Below are 13,888 nucleotides of genomic sequence, written 5' to 3'. Positions count from 1 at the left end.
GAGCGCCATTGCCTTCGGCCTTGGCCACACGATCCAAAACGCGCCACTCTTGGACTGAAGTTTCGGTGCGCCTGCTAACGCTCAGTTGCAGATGTTCGGCATGGATGCGATGCCTTTCCCGTGCTGAACCTCTACAAATCGCCCAACCAGGGATGGCGAGGGAAGCTTGAAGAGCGCGTGGCGAACAGCGTCGTGCTTCGACGCTTACGCCGTCGCATCCTATCTCACCTGCCGTTCATGACGTTGACCAGCGACGTCCGTGACGTGCTCTACGCTAGCTGGACTGTTCCTGTTCGGCAGGTGCAGCCACTCGTCCCAGAAGGCATCAAACTATTCGAACGGGGCGGCGCAACCGTTCTCACTATCCTCACCTACCGTCACGGGCATTTTGGCCCTTCACTTCTCGGGCCCGTTCGCGCGGTGTTTCCATCCCCGCTCCAGAGCAATTGGCGTTTATACGTCGGGGAACTTCACGGGCAGGCATCCCCATCGCTGGTTCTGTTCATCCGAAACATCTTCAACAGCATAGGCTATGCCATCGCCACGCGGGTCTTCAGCGACGTACTTCCCTCACATGCTTCTGCTGCATTTCAGCATGAGTGTTCCGCTTCAGGCTGCCATAGCCGGATCGTCGACGCTGGAAACAGCTTGAGTATCGATCTTCTCGCACAAGAGGCGGAGCGCGCCGATCTACCGAGCGAGTTTGCGGCGTTCTTCACCTGCTGGGACGAGGCGATCAGATTCCTGACCCTGCAGGAGGCCGCCGTGGCAGACGTCCCTGACGAAAGGGGATTGGCCTATTCGAAGATCGACCTGCCTATCGAGATCGGCTCAGTCCAGCCCATGCTCGCAACCACCTTCGAGGCGGGTGAGTGGCTGCGGTCGCTTGGAGTCGAAGGCGCACCATTCTGCTTCAGGGTGCCGCGCGTTCGCTTTCGCGCCCTCTCGGACGCGCTGATGGATTGAGCACGCTTTCCTCTTGTCCACCTCCGTCGCTTCCTACGTCTTCCGTATCGCTGATGCGTCAGCCTGCGGGCTCTTCGCTCCGCAGGAGCACCGGCGCGCCGCCTACGCCGCTCCCGCGTCCGCCGCGCCGCCCGCCGCCTCCAGCAGCCGCGCTTCCAGTGCGCGGATGCGCGCGGGGGCGGTGATTCGGTCGCCGGTGAGGTCGGTCAGGTAGAAGGTGTCGACCGCCCGCTCGCCGAAGGTGGCGACATGGGCGGAGTGGATCGTCACCTTCGACTGGAACAGCGCGTGCGCGAGATGGTGGAGCAGCGCGGGGCGGTCGCGGGCGTTGACCTCCACCACGGTGAAGCGGTTCGACGCCTGATTGTCGATCAGCACGTTGGGCGTGATCGAAAAGGCGCCGGCGCGCGGGTGCGGCAGCGGCTTGGCCGACAGCCGCTCGGTCAGGCGCGCGCGGTTGGCGAGCGCGTCGGCGATGCCGGTGCGCAGCCGCTCCAGCTGGCCCTCGTCGTCGAAGCGGCCACCTTGCGGATTCTGGACCAGGAAATTGTCGAGCGCCATGCCGGTGCGCGTCGTGTGGATGCGCGCGTCGATGATGTTGCCGCCGGCCGCATGGATAGCGCCCGCGATGCGGTAGAACAGGCCGGGATGGTCGGCCGCATGCACCGTCACCAGCGTCGCATCGCGCTCCGGGTCGGCGACGGTGTCGATCGCAAGCGGTGCATCCCCTGCCCCGTCGATCAGCCGCGCGTTGCGGACCAGCACGTCGCTCGGCTCGGCCACCCAATAAGCCTCGGGCAGCTGGCCGACAAAGCTCGCCAGCCGATCCGCGTCCCAGCCGAGCGCCTGTTGCAGGGCATCCTGCTTGGCGGCGATGCGCTCGCCGCGCCCGCGCTGCTTGTGGCCCAGCCGCAGCACTTCCTCGGCCGTGTCGAACAGGGTGGAGAGCAGCTGGCGCTTCCAGCCGTTCCAGATGCCCGGCCCCACCGCGCGGATGTCGACAATGGTGAGCACCAGCAGCATGCGCAGCCGCTGCGGACTCTGCACCACTTCGGCAAAGTCGAGGATGGTCTTGAAGTCCGACAGGTCGCGCTTGAACGCGGTCGCCGACATCAGCAGGTGGTGGCGCACCAGCCAGGCGACCGTCTCGGTCTCGGCCGCGGTCAGGCCGAAGCGCGGGCACAACCGCTCGGCGACGGCGGCGCCCAGGATCGAATGGTCGCCATCGCGGCCCTTGGCGATGTCGTGCAGGAACACCGCGACATAGAGCGCGCGGCGCTGGACGACGCCGGGGAACAGCGCGGTGGCGAGCGGATGGTCCTGCACCAGGTCGCCGCGCTCGATCTGGTTGAGCAGGCCGATCGCGCGGATGGTGTGCTCGTCCACCGTATAATGATGGTACATGTCGAACTGCATCTGCGCGACGACACGGCCGAAGTCGGGCACCAGCCGCCCGAGCACGCCCGCCTCGCTCATCCAGCGCAGCACCTGTTCGGGCGTGCGCGGCGAGGTCAGCACGTCAAGGAACAGCGCGTTGGCGCGCGGATCACGGCGATGGTCGGTAAGGAGGTGCGCGTCGCGCGCGGCTGCGCGCATCGCGAGCGGATGCACCTCCACCGCATGCAGGTCGGCGAGCGCAAAGATCTCGACCAGCCGGACCGGATCCTCGGCAAAGAAGTCGTCGTGCGGCAGTGCCAGGCGGCCGCGGTCGAGCACGAAGCCCTTGAGCCGGCTGGGGCGGCGACGCAGCCGCGGCAGGCCGAAGCGGCGGCCACGTCCGGCAAAGGTCTCGTCGAGATGGGCGAGGAACAGCCCGCTCAAGTAGCCGACGCGCTTGGCCTGCAGAAAATAGAACTGCATGAACCGCTCGACCTTGGACTTGCCCGGCCGGTCGGCGTAGCGCATCCGCTCCGCGATCTGGCGCTGCACGTCAAAGGTCAGCCGCTCCTCCGCGCGGCCGGCGATCAGGTGCAGGTGGCAGCGTACCGCCCAGAGGAAGTTTTCGGCGCGCTGGAACTGGCGATATTCCTGGGGCGTGAACAGGCCATGTTCGACCAGTTCGGCCGCGCGCTGAACACCGTACGCGAACTTGCCGATCCAGAAGAGCGCGTGGAGGTCGCGCAGACCGCCCTTGCCCTCCTTGACGTTGGGTTCGACCACATAGCGGCTGTCGCCCATCTTGACGTGGCGAGTCTCCCGCTCGGCGAGCTTCTCGGCCACGAACTGGCGCGCACCGTCCGCCTGCACCTCGCTCATGAAGCGGCCGGCGGCCTCGTCATAAAGCGCGGCGTCGCCCCACAGGAACCGCCCCTCCAGCAGGGCCGTGCGGACCGTATGGTCGGCGCGCGCCTGGCGGATCATCTCGTCGAGCGAGCGGGACGAATGGCCGACCTTCAGCCCCAGGTCCCATAGCGCATAGAGCACCGACTCGATCACCTGCTCGCACCAGGGCGGCTGCTTCCAGGGCGTGAGGAAGCCGATGTCGACGTCGGAGAAGGGCGCCATCTCGCCGCGGCCATAGCCGCCGACCGCGATCATGGTCATCCGCTCGGCTGCGGTCGGGTTCGGATTGGGATGGAGGCGGGTAACGGTGAAGTCGAGCAGCAGCCGCAGCACCCGGTCCGTCAGATAGGCGCCAGCCGCCGCGGTCTGGAGCCCTTGCGTCGGCTTCTCCTCGAACCGGCGGGCGATCTCCGCACGACCGCGGTCGAGCGCGTCGCGCAGCAACGCGCTCGCCGCGCGGCGCAAGGACGCGGTGTCGGGCGCCTCCAGCGCGGCAAGCTGCTCCGCCAGTGCCGCGCGATCGATGATCGCACGGCGGTTGGCGAGATGTTCGAACCGCGGAAGGGTCAGCGCACTGGGCGCGCCTGGGCTCATGACCGCGTCGCCGCGTGCGCCGCCGTTCCCGTCAGGCGTCCGGCTTCTTGGCGACGCCGACCAGCGCCGGGCGGAGCAGGCGGTCCTTGATCATGTAGCCGGTCTGGATCTCCTGCACGATCGTGCCGGGCTCGGCATCGTTGCTGGGAATTTCCAGCATCGCCTGGTGCCGGTTGGGGTCGAGCGCCTCGCCCTCTGCCACGATGCGCGAGATGCCGTGACGGGAGAACACGCTGTCGAGTTCGCGGCCGGTCGCCTCCAGGCCAGTGACCAGGCCCTTCATCTTCTCGTCCTCGCGCAGCTCCGCCGGGATCGCCGACAGCGCGCGCGACAGATTGTCGGCAACCGAAAGGATGTCGCGGGCAAAGCCGGTCGCGGCATAGGCGCGTGCGTCGCCCACTTCCTTTTCGGCGCGGCGACGGACGTTCTGGATGTCCGCACGCGCATAGAGGAGCTGCGCCTTGGTCTCGGCGAGTTCCGCCTCCAGCTCGCCCGCGCGGTCGTGCTCGGCGACTTCGGGGGCGTCCTGTGCGGTTTCCTCGCGCAGGTCTTCGGTGGTTCCGTTGGGCGTGTTCTCTTCCTGGATCATTCTCTTCTCTCGAGCATCAGGCCAGCAGACGCGTGAGCGTTGCGGCAGTGAAATCCACCATGGGCACGACTCGCGCGTAGTTCAACCGCACAGGGCCGATCACCCCCACCACGCCGACCACGCGACCATCGAGCGCGCGCACGGGCTTGGCGATCACCGACGAGCCGGACAGCGCGAACAGCTTGTTCTCCGAACCGATGAAGATGCGCGCGGCATCGCCTTCGCTCGCGGAGGCGAGCAGGCGCGCAATCTCCTCCTTGCCCTCCAGTTCGTCCAGCAGCTGGCGCACGCGGTCGAGATCGGCGGCAGCGGACGGATCGAGCAGCCGCGCCTGGCCGCGCACGATCAGCACCGGGCGGCGGTCACCATCCTCGCTCCAGAGCGCCAAGCCCCGCGACACCAGCATGCGCGCCGCCTCGTCGAGCGCAGCGCGCTCGGCCTGGATCTCCTGCTCGATGCCGGTGCGCGCATCGGCCAGCGTCTGGCCGCCGAGCCGGGCGGTCAGGTAATTGGACGCCTCCACCAGCGCCGACGCGGTCATGCCGGGCGGCAGCTCGACGACGCGGTTCTCGATCGACCCGTCCGAGCCGACCAGCACCGCAAGCGCCCGGTCGTGGCCGAGCGGCGCGAAGCTGAACTGGCGCATCACCACGTCGCGCTTGGGCACCATCACCATGCCGGCGCACGCCGAGAGGCCCGACAGCGTCGCGGTGGTGCCGGCCAGCGCCTCCTCGACGGAACCGGCGATGCTCGCCTGCGCCTCGATCGCGGCCCGCTCCTGGGCGGAAGGCTCCATCACGTGCATCATGCCGTCGACGAACAGGCGCAGCCCCTGGTCGGTCGGCATGCGGCCGGCGCTGGTGTGGGGTGCCGCGAGCAGCCCCGCCTCCTCGAGATCCTGCATGACGTTGCGGATCGAGGCGGCCGACAGGTTCAGCCCCGACATCTTGGAGATGGTGCGCGAGCCGACCGGCATGCCGGATTCGAGGTAGGATTCCACCACCTGGCGAAACACGTCGCGGGCGCGGTCGGTCAGCTCGGTGATGGGCGGGTTCATGGGTGTCATGTAGGGGCTGCCGTGCGCCTGCTCCAGAAGTGAAATGCGATGCGGGTTCCGTTGGCAAGCGCGTCGAAACGTAACCGCGACTTGTGCTCCTGCGCAGGCAGGAGCCCAGAGCCAGAAGCGCGGCACTTCGATAACCCTGGGCTCCTGCCTGCGCAGGAGCACGGACTTGGTCCGCCTTCCCTTCTTCGTACCCCGGCGGAGGCCGGGGCCCAGTTGGGAAAGCGCCCGGAGGGACAGCGCCCCCTCACCCACGACGCCGCAACTGGGCCCCGGCCTTCGCCGGGGTAGGGTATGTGGGGCCGGCACTTCCCCGTGGAGGGGGGAGTCCTCAGCGCCCGGCCGGCCGTTCACCCAGGAACGCCGCGATCGGCAGCAGCTCGGGTGCGGTGCGCAGCGCCGTGCGCGTGTCGCGGTCATCCTCGCCGACACAGCCGAGATACTGGTGGAGATGCCGCGTACCCCCCGCCCCGCCGGACCAGGTCACGTCCACCGACGACATGTCGGTCGCATGATCGGGGCACAGCGGCGAGCCGGGCTCGACGCGCCGCTCGCGCTCCTCCGGGCGGAACGCAGCCAGCCGATCGGCAAACGCGCTATACTGGGCGGGGGTCAGCGTGAAGTCGCGCGCGCCGGTGACGGCAGTGAACTGCTCGCCCTCGAAGGTGCCGGTGCCGTCGGGCCGCACCGTGACGCTGTACACCGGGCAGGTGCCGAAGCAGCGATCGGTGGCAAAGCGGATCGTCTCGCCCGCCGCGGCCGCAGCCTCGCTGCCCGCAGACGCCGTGCCGCCGCCGTTCGGGGTGCACGCCGCCAGCGCCAGTGCCGCGCCCGCCATCATCGTCGCCCGGATCAAGCCTTGTCTCCTGTTTCGTCGGACTGGCGGAACGCCCGTCGGCGGTCTAGGTGCCCGCAACGATCTTGCAGGAGACTGAACCCATGCGCCCATCCGGCCGCGCCCCCGACGAGATGCGCGCCATCTCGATCCAGCCCAACTTCACCCGTCACGCCGAAGGTTCGGTGCTGATCGGCTTTGGCGAGACCAAGGTGCTGGTCACCGCCTCCGTCGAAGAGCGCGTGCCGCCGTTCCTGCGCGGCAAAGGCGAAGGCTGGGTGACGGCCGAATACGGCATGCTGCCGCGCGCCACCCACACCCGCGGCAGCCGTGAGGCGGCCAAGGGCAAGCAGTCCGGCCGCACCCAGGAGATCCAGCGGCTGATCGGCCGCTCCTTGCGCGCCGTCTGCGACCTCAAGGCGCTGGGCGAGCGCCAGATCACGATCGACTGCGACGTGATCCAGGCCGATGGCGGCACCCGCACCGCCTCCATCTCCGGCGCCTGGGTGGCGCTGCGGCTGGCGGTCGATGGCCTGATGGCCGCCGGCAAGCTCACCGCCGACCCGATCACCCGCCAGGTCGCCGCCGTCAGCTGCGGCATCTATGAGGGAACGCCGGTGCTCGACCTCGATTATCCCGAGGACTCGGCCGCCGACGCCGACGCCAATTTCGTGCTGACCAGCGACGGCAACATCGCCGAGGTTCAGGCCACGGCAGAGGGCGCCTGCTATGACGAGGAAGCGCTGCTCCGCCTGCTCCGCCTCGCCCGCATCGGCTGCGGCGAGATCTTCGCCGCGCAGCTGAAGGCCGCCGGTCGGTGAGCGGCGAAGGCCCCGAGCCCCAGGCGATCCGCAAGCTCGCCCCCGGCAAGCTGGTGATCGCCAGCCACAATCCCGGCAAGGTGCGCGAGATCGCCGAGCTGCTCGGCCCCTATGGCATCGAGCCGATCTCGGCGGGCGCGCTCGACCTGCCCGAGCCCGAGGAAACCGGCACGACGTTCGTCGCCAATGCCGAGCTGAAGGCACGCCAGGCCGCCGACCTCTCCGGCCTGCCGGCGCTGGCCGACGACAGCGGGCTGTGCGTGGAAGCGCTGGGCGGCGAGCCCGGCATCTTTTCGGCGCGCTGGGGCGGCGAGGCCAAGGACTTCGACCTCGCCATGCGTCTGGTCGAGGAACGGCTGGCAGCACTCGGCCCCGACGTCAGCCGCGACGCGCATTTCGTCTGCGCGCTGGCGCTCGCCTGGCCGGACGGGCACGTCGAATGGTTCGAAGGCCGCGTCGACGGCACGCTGGTGTGGCCGCCGCGCGGCAAGCTCGGCTTCGGCTATGATCCGATGTTCATCGCCAACGGCATGGACCAGAGCTTCGGCGAGATCGATCCGCAGCAGAAGCATGCGATCAGCCACCGCGCCGACGCCTTCCGCCAGCTGGTGGCGGCGGTTCTGTAAGGACGGGCTCTGGCTGGATCCGCCTTCAGCGCGAGCGTCCCGCCAAGCCCTTCGCGCGTTCGCCTCGAGTAGCCATCCTGCTCGACGAACGGGTGAAGGCGTCAGGTCCGACGTTGTGCGGAAGGTTCATCCAGGCTAGCCTGCTTCCGAGTTCAAAGGAGCGAATGATCATGGTCCGGCGCGCCCGCTAAGGCGGAACACCTGCGGCGCTTTGTGCTCCCGCGCAGGCGGGAGCCCAGAGCCAAGCACACCCACGGCATCTCCTGCTACCCTGGGCTCCCGCCTGCGCGGGAGCACGGGTGCTGCAAAGATGACGCGCAGCCATTCGGACCACAGGATCATCATGCCCAGATTGCAAGGAAAGACGTGCGTCGTCACCGGCGCCGCACGCGGCATTGGCCGCGCCATTGCCCAGGCCTTTCACGACGAAGGCGCCACGGTCATCGCCACCGACAAGGACCGGCAGGCGGGCACTGCGAGCGCCGCGGCGATCGGCTGCGCGTTCGTGCCGCTCGACGTCGCGCTGGAAGCGGATTGGGACCGGCTCGCGGAACAGGTTCCCGCCGCCGATGTGGTGGTGAACAATGCCGGGATCACCGGCTTCGAAGAGAGTGCTGCGCCGCACGACCCGGAACACTGCACCCTTGAACGCTGGCAAGCGGTCCACCGGGTCAACCTGGACGGCACCTTTCTCGGCTGCCGCTATGCGATCGGCGCGATGAAGGCACGGGGGACCGGGTCGATCATCAACATCTCGTCGCGATCGGGGCTGGTCGGAATCCCGCTCGCCGCCGCCTATGCATCGTCCAAGGCAGCGATCCGCAATCACAGCAAGACGGTGGCGCTTTACTGCGCGCAACAGGGCTGGTCGATCCGCTGCAACTCGATCCACCCGGCCGCGATCCTGACGCCGATGTGGGAACCGATGCTGGGTGACGGCCCGGAGCGGGAGGCGCGCATGGCGGCGCTGGTGGCCGACACGCCGATGCGCCGCTTCGGAACGCCGGAGGAGGTGGCCGCGCTTGCGGTGCTGCTCGCCTCCGACGAAGCGGCGTACATGACGGGCGCTGAACTCACGATCGACGGGGGGCTGCTCGCCGGCTCGGCAGCGGCTCCGGGTTGAGGTCCACGCGCGCCTGCGAACAACAGGCGTACGAAAAGCGCCAAAACTACTTGGCTGTTTAAAGAAGCGCTGCGCCTTCGAACCGCTCTTTACTGTGCGACCGGCTCGCAATAGGAACAGCTGCCCGGCCGCGGCGACTGGTATCGGCCACGCAGCAGTGCTCCGGAGCATAGAATACCGCATTCGGGAGAGGCGCAGGTGCAGCAGGTCGACACATGGCTGAGCGCCTTTGACAAGGAGCGCAGGCGCCAGGACGCCGTCGACCAGAGCGGCGCGCTGGATCTGTGCGGCGCCCCGGAACTCCAGCGCATCGTCGATCTTGCCGCCTCCCACTATGGCACGCGGTTCGCAGCCGTGTCCGTCATCCACCGTCGCGCGCAGGTCCTGCTCGCCGAGCATGGCCTGGGCATCCAGGAAACGACTCGCGACACGGCGTTCTGCGCGGTGGCGATCCAGCAGCCGGATACGCCGCTGATCGTGCCCGACGCGCTGCAGGACGCCCGTTTTGCGGACTATGCGACCGTCGTCGCAGCCCCCTTCCTGCGCTTCTATGCAGGCGTGCCGGTGCTCGATGGTGATGGGCAGCCGCTCGGCACCTTGTGCGTCGCCGACAGCGAGCCGCGGACCGTTGCGTTCGACCCGACGCTGCTCACCATCATGGCGCATGAGGCGGAGCGCGTCGTCCGCCGATGCGCGGACACGAGCGACGCCGCCTAGTAGACGCGCGCGCCCACCAGATTGCCGGGCGGATCATAGCGGCACACCAAATAGTCGTCGCGCCTGCTGCTTGCCATTGCGCAGCCGAAGCGGAGCGTCCGGCGCGACACCAGCTGGCCGTAATGGGCCACATCCTCCCAGCGGCCGGTGCGCGAGAAGTCCGGCACCGGCTGATGCACATAGTCGCGCTTCTCGGCGCGCCAGTGGCCGATCATCTCGTCATAGCGATAGGCGCCGCGCGTGCCGGTCCACAGGTTCTCGCCGACGCGGTCCACCGTCTGCGACTCGGGGGAGTGCTCGAACCGGCCCGTCCGCGCCAGCGTCTGCGCATAGACGCGCGCACCTGCGGCGAGGTCGTCGGACCAGGTGAGCGGCGGCAGGCCGACCTCGGCCCGGGCCGCATCATGCCCCTGCTGCATCGCCTGGCGCAGCAGCGCAGGGCCACGCGGCGCCGTCCCCTGGAAGCTGCGCGCCTCGACCACGCGCTCGGCGCCTTCGGGGGAGGAACAGGCGGCCAGCATTGCCAGCGGTGCCCACAGGATATTTTGCCACGCACGCATGCGCCCCATATGGGGCGGCGATGCTTGCGGAACAAATCTCGTGCCCGGCCCCGCTGGCGCTGTACGTCCATTGGCCGTTCTGCGTCTCGAAATGCCCCTATTGCGACTTCAACAGCCATGTGCGCGAGGCGGTCGACCAGCAGGCATGGCGCGATGCGCTGCTGGCCGACCTCGCCTATGAGGCGGCGCGGCTGCCGGGGCGGCGGCTGGCCTCGATCTTCTTCGGAGGCGGCACGCCTTCGCTGATGCCGCCCGCGACGGTGGCCGCCATCATCCAGGCGGCGACCACGCACTGGTCGCCCGAGCCGGGCATCGAGATCACGCTGGAGGCGAATCCCTCGTCGGTAGAAGCGGCGCGCTTCGCGGATCTCGCCGCAGCGGGGGTCAATCGCGTGTCGCTGGGGCTGCAGGCGCTGGACGACGATGCGCTGGTCTTTCTCGGCCGCGCGCATGGCGTCGACGAAGGGCTGGCCGCCCTTGCCACCGCCCAGCGCCATTTCGGGCGGGTGAGCTTCGACCTCATCTATGCCCGGCCGGGGCAGCGCCTTGCTGCCTGGGAGGCGGAGCTCGACCGCGCGCTCGGCTTTGGGACCGAGCATCTGTCGCTCTACCAGCTGACGATCGAGCCGGGCACGCGCTTTGCGACGCTGGCTGCGAAGGGCCAGCTGACGCTGCCGGACGAGGATCTGGCCGCGGACCTGTGGGAGACGACTCAGGCGCGCACGGCTGCCGCCGGGCTGCCGCTGTATGAAGTGTCGAATCATGCGCGACCGGGTGCCGAGAGCCGCCACAACCTCACCTATTGGCGCTATCGCGACTATGCGGGCGTGGGCCCGGGCGCACACGGGCGGCGCGACGGGGTCGCGACCTTTCGCCGCAAGAAGCCGGAGAACTGGCTGACTGCGGTCGAGCGCAACGGTCATGGCGCGGAGAGCGAGGTCGCGCTTGCCCCCTCGGAACGGGTGACGGAGGCGCTGGTGATGGGGCTGCGGATGCGCGAGGGCATCGACTTGGCGCGCGTCGCGGCGCTGGGTGGGACGAAGATCGACGCCGTGGTCGACCTGGCTGCAATCGGTCGCCTGGCCACGCAGGGGCTGGTGGCACGCGACGGCGATCGGCTGGCGCTCACCCCCGCAGGGATGCCGCTCCTCGATGCGGTGCTGCGGGAAGTGGCGCGGGGCTAGCTATCGGCGCCCCCCGTACCCCCGGCATTCGCCGGGGGTACAAAGGTTTTCCAGGGCTATTCGAAACTGCGCGGCGCCGGTGAGACCGTGGCCGTCGTACCGCCGCGCACCTCCTGCACTTCCAGCGCGCGTTCGGCGACGCCGTCGCGGCTGAAGCGGAAGGCGCCGTCCAGGCCGGCGAACCCACCCGTGTCGGTCAGCTTGGCTTCCGGGAAGCGGTCGCCCACCTTCCAGTCACGCGCGATGCGGATGGTGAGCAGCACCGAGTCATAGCCCAGGCTCGACAGGCGATAGGGCGCGTTGCCGAAGCGGGTGCGGTACTTGCCGGCGTACTGGCGGTAGAGCCCGTCCGACACGCTGGCGAACCAGGCGCCGTTCAGCGCCGCATTGCCGCGCGCGGCAGCATCGGTGTTCCACAGCTCCGTGCCGAGCACGCGCGCGGTCGCCGCATCCCGGCGCAGCACCGGCACCGCGGTCGCGGCCGTGCCTGCGCTGTCGGCGATCAGCACCGCCTGGTAGGGCGAGTTCTTGGGCAGGCGGGTGACGGCCGCTGCGATCCCGCCATTGCCGCGGTTGTAGGTCTGGAGCGATACGACCTGGCCGCCCGCACTCTCGACCGCGCGCAGGAAGGCGGTGGAGGCGCGCTGGCCATAGACGCCGGTCGGCACCAGCCCGGCAAAGCTGGTGATGCCGGTCTGCTTGGCATAGTCGACCACGCGGCTGATCGACTGCGCCGGCGAATAGCCCATCACATAGGCGCCGTTGCCGGCCACGCTTGCGTCGTTGGAATAGCTCAGCACCGGCACCCCCGCCCGCTTGGCGATGGGGGCGACCGCGCGCACGTCCTCGGACAACAGCGGCCCCAGGATCAGGCGGTTGCCCTCTGCCAGCGCGCGCTGGGCGGCCGCCGCCGCGCCTGCTGCCGTGTCATAGGTGGTGATGCGCACCTGCTCGCTTCGCGAATCGAGCAGTGCCAGCTGAGTCGCATTGGCGATGCTCTGGCCGACGCCGGCATTGGGGCCGGTGAGCGGCACCAGCAGCGCGACGCGGTGGCGCTGCTGGTCCTCGGGAATGCCCGCTTCGATCGTTTCCGGACCCGTGCTCTGGGTCGGCTGCTCCCTGGGCGGGGGCGGTGCGCGGTCGGGAACGCCCTTGGGCACCAGCGTCTGACACCCCGCCAGCAGCAGCGCGCCTGCGAAGGCTGCCGTGCGGATAAGCCCACGCGTCCATTGCGGTCCGGTTGCCGCGTCTGCCATGACATTCCCCTGATGAACGCACCACTCTCCCCCGGCCTCTACATCGTCGCGACCCCGATCGGCAATCTCGGCGACCTGTCCCCTCGCGCCGCGGCGGTGCTTTCGTCCGCAGACGTGATCGCGGTGGAGGACAGCCGCGTGACCGCAGGCCTGCTCCGCCACATCGGCACCAAGCGGCCGATGATCCCCTATCACGACCATAATGCCGAAGGGGTTCGCCCCGGCCTTGTCGCGCGCATGGGTCAGGAGGCGGTCGCGCTGGTGTCCGACGCGGGGACGCCGCTGATTTCCGACCCCGGCTACAAGCTGGTGCGCGACGCGCGCGCGGCCGGCCATCTGGTGGTGACGGTGCCGGGGCCGTGCGCGGCGATCGGGGCGCTGACGCTGGCGGGGCTGCCAACCGACCGCTTCTTCTACCTGGGCTTCCTGCCGCCCAAGCAGCACGCGCGCGCCGAGGCGATCGCCGAGATCGCCGCCGTGCGCGCAACGCTGGTGCTCTATGAAAGCGGGCCGCGGCTGGCCGCCACACTCGCCGCGCTGGCCGAAGGGCTCGGCGACCGAGAGGCGGCGGTGGCGCGCGAGATCACCAAGAAGTTCGAGGAGTGCGTGACGGGCACGCTGTCCCAGCTGGCGGACCGCTATGCCGAGGCGCCGCCCCGGGGCGAGATCGTGATCGTCGTGGCCCCGCCTGGCGAGGCGCCGCCTGCCGATGCCGAGACCGCGGATGCGGCGCTTGCCGAGGCGCTCACCCGCCTGCCCGTCTCCAAGGCGGCGGGCGAGGTCGCCAAGAAGCTCGGGCTCGACCGCAAGGAGCTCTACGCGCGGGCGATGGAGCTGAAGGGCCAGTGAGGGACCGCCGCGCGGCCGAGGCGCAGGGCCGCGCAGGCGAACGCTGGGCGGCCTGGTATCTGCGGCTCAAGGGCTGGCGCATCCTCGACCGGCGCGTGCGGACGCGCGCGGGAGAGGTCGACCTGGTGGCGCGGCGCGGGTCGGTGGTCGCGTTCGTGGAGGTCAAGGCGCGCGGGAGTGCCGCGGCGCTGGACCTCGCGATCGACGAGCGGCGGCTGCGGCGGGTGGCAGCGGCGGCGGAAATGCTGGTGGCGCGCTATGCGGGGCCGGGCGACGACATCCGCATCGATGTCGTGCTGGTCGCGCGCGGAGTGCCCGTGCGGCATATCGAGAATGCTTGGATCGGGTGAGCGTCTGCCTCTGCTCATCCACAACACCCCGTCTGCCTCGAGTAGCCGTCGAGCTTGTCGAGACGGCGTATC

The 13,888-nt window shown here is 69.3% G+C and carries 14 protein-coding genes; 8 read left to right on the top strand and 6 right to left on the bottom strand.

Going from position 1 to position 13,888, the window contains the following annotated elements:
* Window positions 1-120: 120 nt before the first annotated feature.
* Window positions 121-966 carry a DUF2071 domain-containing protein gene (locus LK533_RS00350; RefSeq protein WP_229360572.1) on the top strand — a complete coding sequence of 282 codons (846 nt, stop codon included), beginning with the start codon at window positions 121-123 and terminating at the stop codon, window positions 964-966.
* A gap of 102 nt (window positions 967-1,068) precedes the next feature.
* Here the strand turns inward: LK533_RS00350 and LK533_RS00345 are convergent, their stop codons facing one another.
* The 4 genes from LK533_RS00345 to LK533_RS00330 form a co-directional block, all read right to left on the bottom strand.
* On the bottom strand, window positions 1,069-3,843 hold the full coding sequence (locus LK533_RS00345; RefSeq protein ID WP_229360571.1) for a [protein-PII] uridylyltransferase: 2,775 nt from the start codon (window positions 3,841-3,843) through the stop codon (window positions 1,069-1,071).
* A 31-nt stretch (window positions 3,844-3,874) separates the two neighbouring features.
* Complete coding sequence (grpE, locus tag LK533_RS00340) at window positions 3,875-4,432, bottom strand: nucleotide exchange factor GrpE (RefSeq protein ID WP_229360570.1); 558 nt, start codon at window positions 4,430-4,432, stop codon at window positions 3,875-3,877.
* 16 nt (window positions 4,433-4,448) lie between these two features.
* Window positions 4,449-5,489, bottom strand: a complete 1,041-nt coding sequence (gene hrcA / locus LK533_RS00335) for a heat-inducible transcriptional repressor HrcA (protein ID WP_229360569.1) — start codon at window positions 5,487-5,489, stop codon at window positions 4,449-4,451.
* 337 nt (window positions 5,490-5,826) lie between these two features.
* Entirely contained in the window at window positions 5,827-6,351 is a 525-nt protein-coding gene (locus LK533_RS00330; RefSeq protein ID WP_229360568.1) for a DUF6438 domain-containing protein, read from the bottom strand.
* An 83-nt stretch (window positions 6,352-6,434) separates the two neighbouring features.
* Here LK533_RS00330 and rph point away from each other — a divergent pair, with 83 nt between their 5' ends.
* From rph to LK533_RS00310, 4 genes are all read left to right on the top strand, one after another.
* The gene (rph, locus tag LK533_RS00325) at window positions 6,435-7,151 is read left to right on the top strand and encodes a ribonuclease PH (RefSeq protein WP_125961596.1); all 717 of its coding nucleotides are present in this window, start codon (window positions 6,435-6,437) and stop codon (window positions 7,149-7,151) included.
* A complete protein-coding gene (gene rdgB / locus LK533_RS00320) occupies window positions 7,148-7,777 on the top strand; it encodes an RdgB/HAM1 family non-canonical purine NTP pyrophosphatase (RefSeq protein WP_229360567.1) in 630 nt (209 codons plus the stop codon). Before rph ends, rdgB begins: the two co-directional genes overlap by 4 nt.
* A gap of 343 nt (window positions 7,778-8,120) precedes the next feature.
* The gene (locus LK533_RS00315) at window positions 8,121-8,900 is read left to right on the top strand and encodes an SDR family oxidoreductase (RefSeq protein ID WP_229360566.1); all 780 of its coding nucleotides are present in this window, start codon (window positions 8,121-8,123) and stop codon (window positions 8,898-8,900) included.
* A 198-nt stretch (window positions 8,901-9,098) separates the two neighbouring features.
* Window positions 9,099-9,617, top strand: a complete 519-nt coding sequence (locus LK533_RS00310) for a GAF domain-containing protein (RefSeq protein ID WP_229360565.1) — start codon at window positions 9,099-9,101, stop codon at window positions 9,615-9,617.
* On the opposite strand, the gene LK533_RS00305 is transcribed toward LK533_RS00310, so the two are convergent.
* Window positions 9,614-10,177, bottom strand: a complete 564-nt coding sequence (locus tag LK533_RS00305) for a CAP domain-containing protein (RefSeq protein ID WP_229360564.1) — start codon at window positions 10,175-10,177, stop codon at window positions 9,614-9,616. The genes LK533_RS00310 and LK533_RS00305 overlap by 4 nt on opposite strands.
* A gap of 20 nt (window positions 10,178-10,197) precedes the next feature.
* On the opposite strand from LK533_RS00305, the gene hemW reads away from it, so the two are divergent.
* Window positions 10,198-11,361 carry a radical SAM family heme chaperone HemW gene (hemW, locus tag LK533_RS00300; protein WP_229360563.1) on the top strand — a complete coding sequence of 388 codons (1,164 nt, stop codon included), beginning with the start codon at window positions 10,198-10,200 and terminating at the stop codon, window positions 11,359-11,361.
* Window positions 11,362-11,417: 56 nt separating this feature from the next.
* Here the strand turns inward: hemW and LK533_RS00295 are convergent, their stop codons facing one another.
* Window positions 11,418-12,617 (bottom strand): penicillin-binding protein activator, encoded by a 1,200-nt coding sequence (locus LK533_RS00295; RefSeq protein WP_229360562.1) that lies wholly within the window; start codon window positions 12,615-12,617, stop codon window positions 11,418-11,420.
* A gap of 12 nt (window positions 12,618-12,629) precedes the next feature.
* On the opposite strand from LK533_RS00295, the gene rsmI reads away from it, so the two are divergent.
* Both rsmI and LK533_RS00285 read left to right on the top strand, forming a co-directional pair.
* Window positions 12,630-13,466, top strand: a complete 837-nt coding sequence (gene rsmI / locus LK533_RS00290) for a 16S rRNA (cytidine(1402)-2'-O)-methyltransferase (RefSeq protein WP_229360561.1) — start codon at window positions 12,630-12,632, stop codon at window positions 13,464-13,466.
* Window positions 13,463-13,816 (top strand): YraN family protein, encoded by a 354-nt coding sequence (locus tag LK533_RS00285; RefSeq protein ID WP_229360560.1) that lies wholly within the window; start codon window positions 13,463-13,465, stop codon window positions 13,814-13,816. The genes rsmI and LK533_RS00285 overlap by 4 nt, the downstream gene beginning before the upstream one ends.
* Window positions 13,817-13,888 lie beyond the last annotated feature (72 nt).

The sequence above is a fragment of the Sphingomonas sp. PL-96 genome, from assembly GCF_020707215.1.
Lineage (GTDB): Bacteria > Pseudomonadota > Alphaproteobacteria > Sphingomonadales > Sphingomonadaceae > Sphingomonas.
Note: the sequence above shows the minus strand (reverse complement) of the source record. Positions and strands in the feature narration are given on the sequence as shown.

Coding starts and splice junctions, on each gene's coding strand:
- grpE (WP_229360570.1), bottom strand. CDS start 4,432: ATGATCCAGGAAGAGAACACGCCCAACGGAACCACCGAAGACCTGCGC.
- rsmI (WP_229360561.1), top strand. CDS start 12,630: ATGAACGCACCACTCTCCCCCGGCCTCTACATCGTCGCGACCCCGATC.
- LK533_RS00305 (WP_229360564.1), bottom strand. CDS start 10,177: ATGCGTGCGTGGCAAAATATCCTGTGGGCACCGCTGGCAATGCTGGCC.
- LK533_RS00345 (WP_229360571.1), bottom strand. CDS start 3,843: ATGAGCCCAGGCGCGCCCAGTGCGCTGACCCTTCCGCGGTTCGAACAT.
- hemW (WP_229360563.1), top strand. CDS start 10,198: ATGCTTGCGGAACAAATCTCGTGCCCGGCCCCGCTGGCGCTGTACGTC.
- LK533_RS00315 (WP_229360566.1), top strand. CDS start 8,121: ATGCCCAGATTGCAAGGAAAGACGTGCGTCGTCACCGGCGCCGCACGC.
- hrcA (WP_229360569.1), bottom strand. CDS start 5,489: ATGAACCCGCCCATCACCGAGCTGACCGACCGCGCCCGCGACGTGTTT.
- LK533_RS00295 (WP_229360562.1), bottom strand. CDS start 12,617: ATGGCAGACGCGGCAACCGGACCGCAATGGACGCGTGGGCTTATCCGC.
- rph (WP_125961596.1), top strand. CDS start 6,435: ATGCGCCCATCCGGCCGCGCCCCCGACGAGATGCGCGCCATCTCGATC.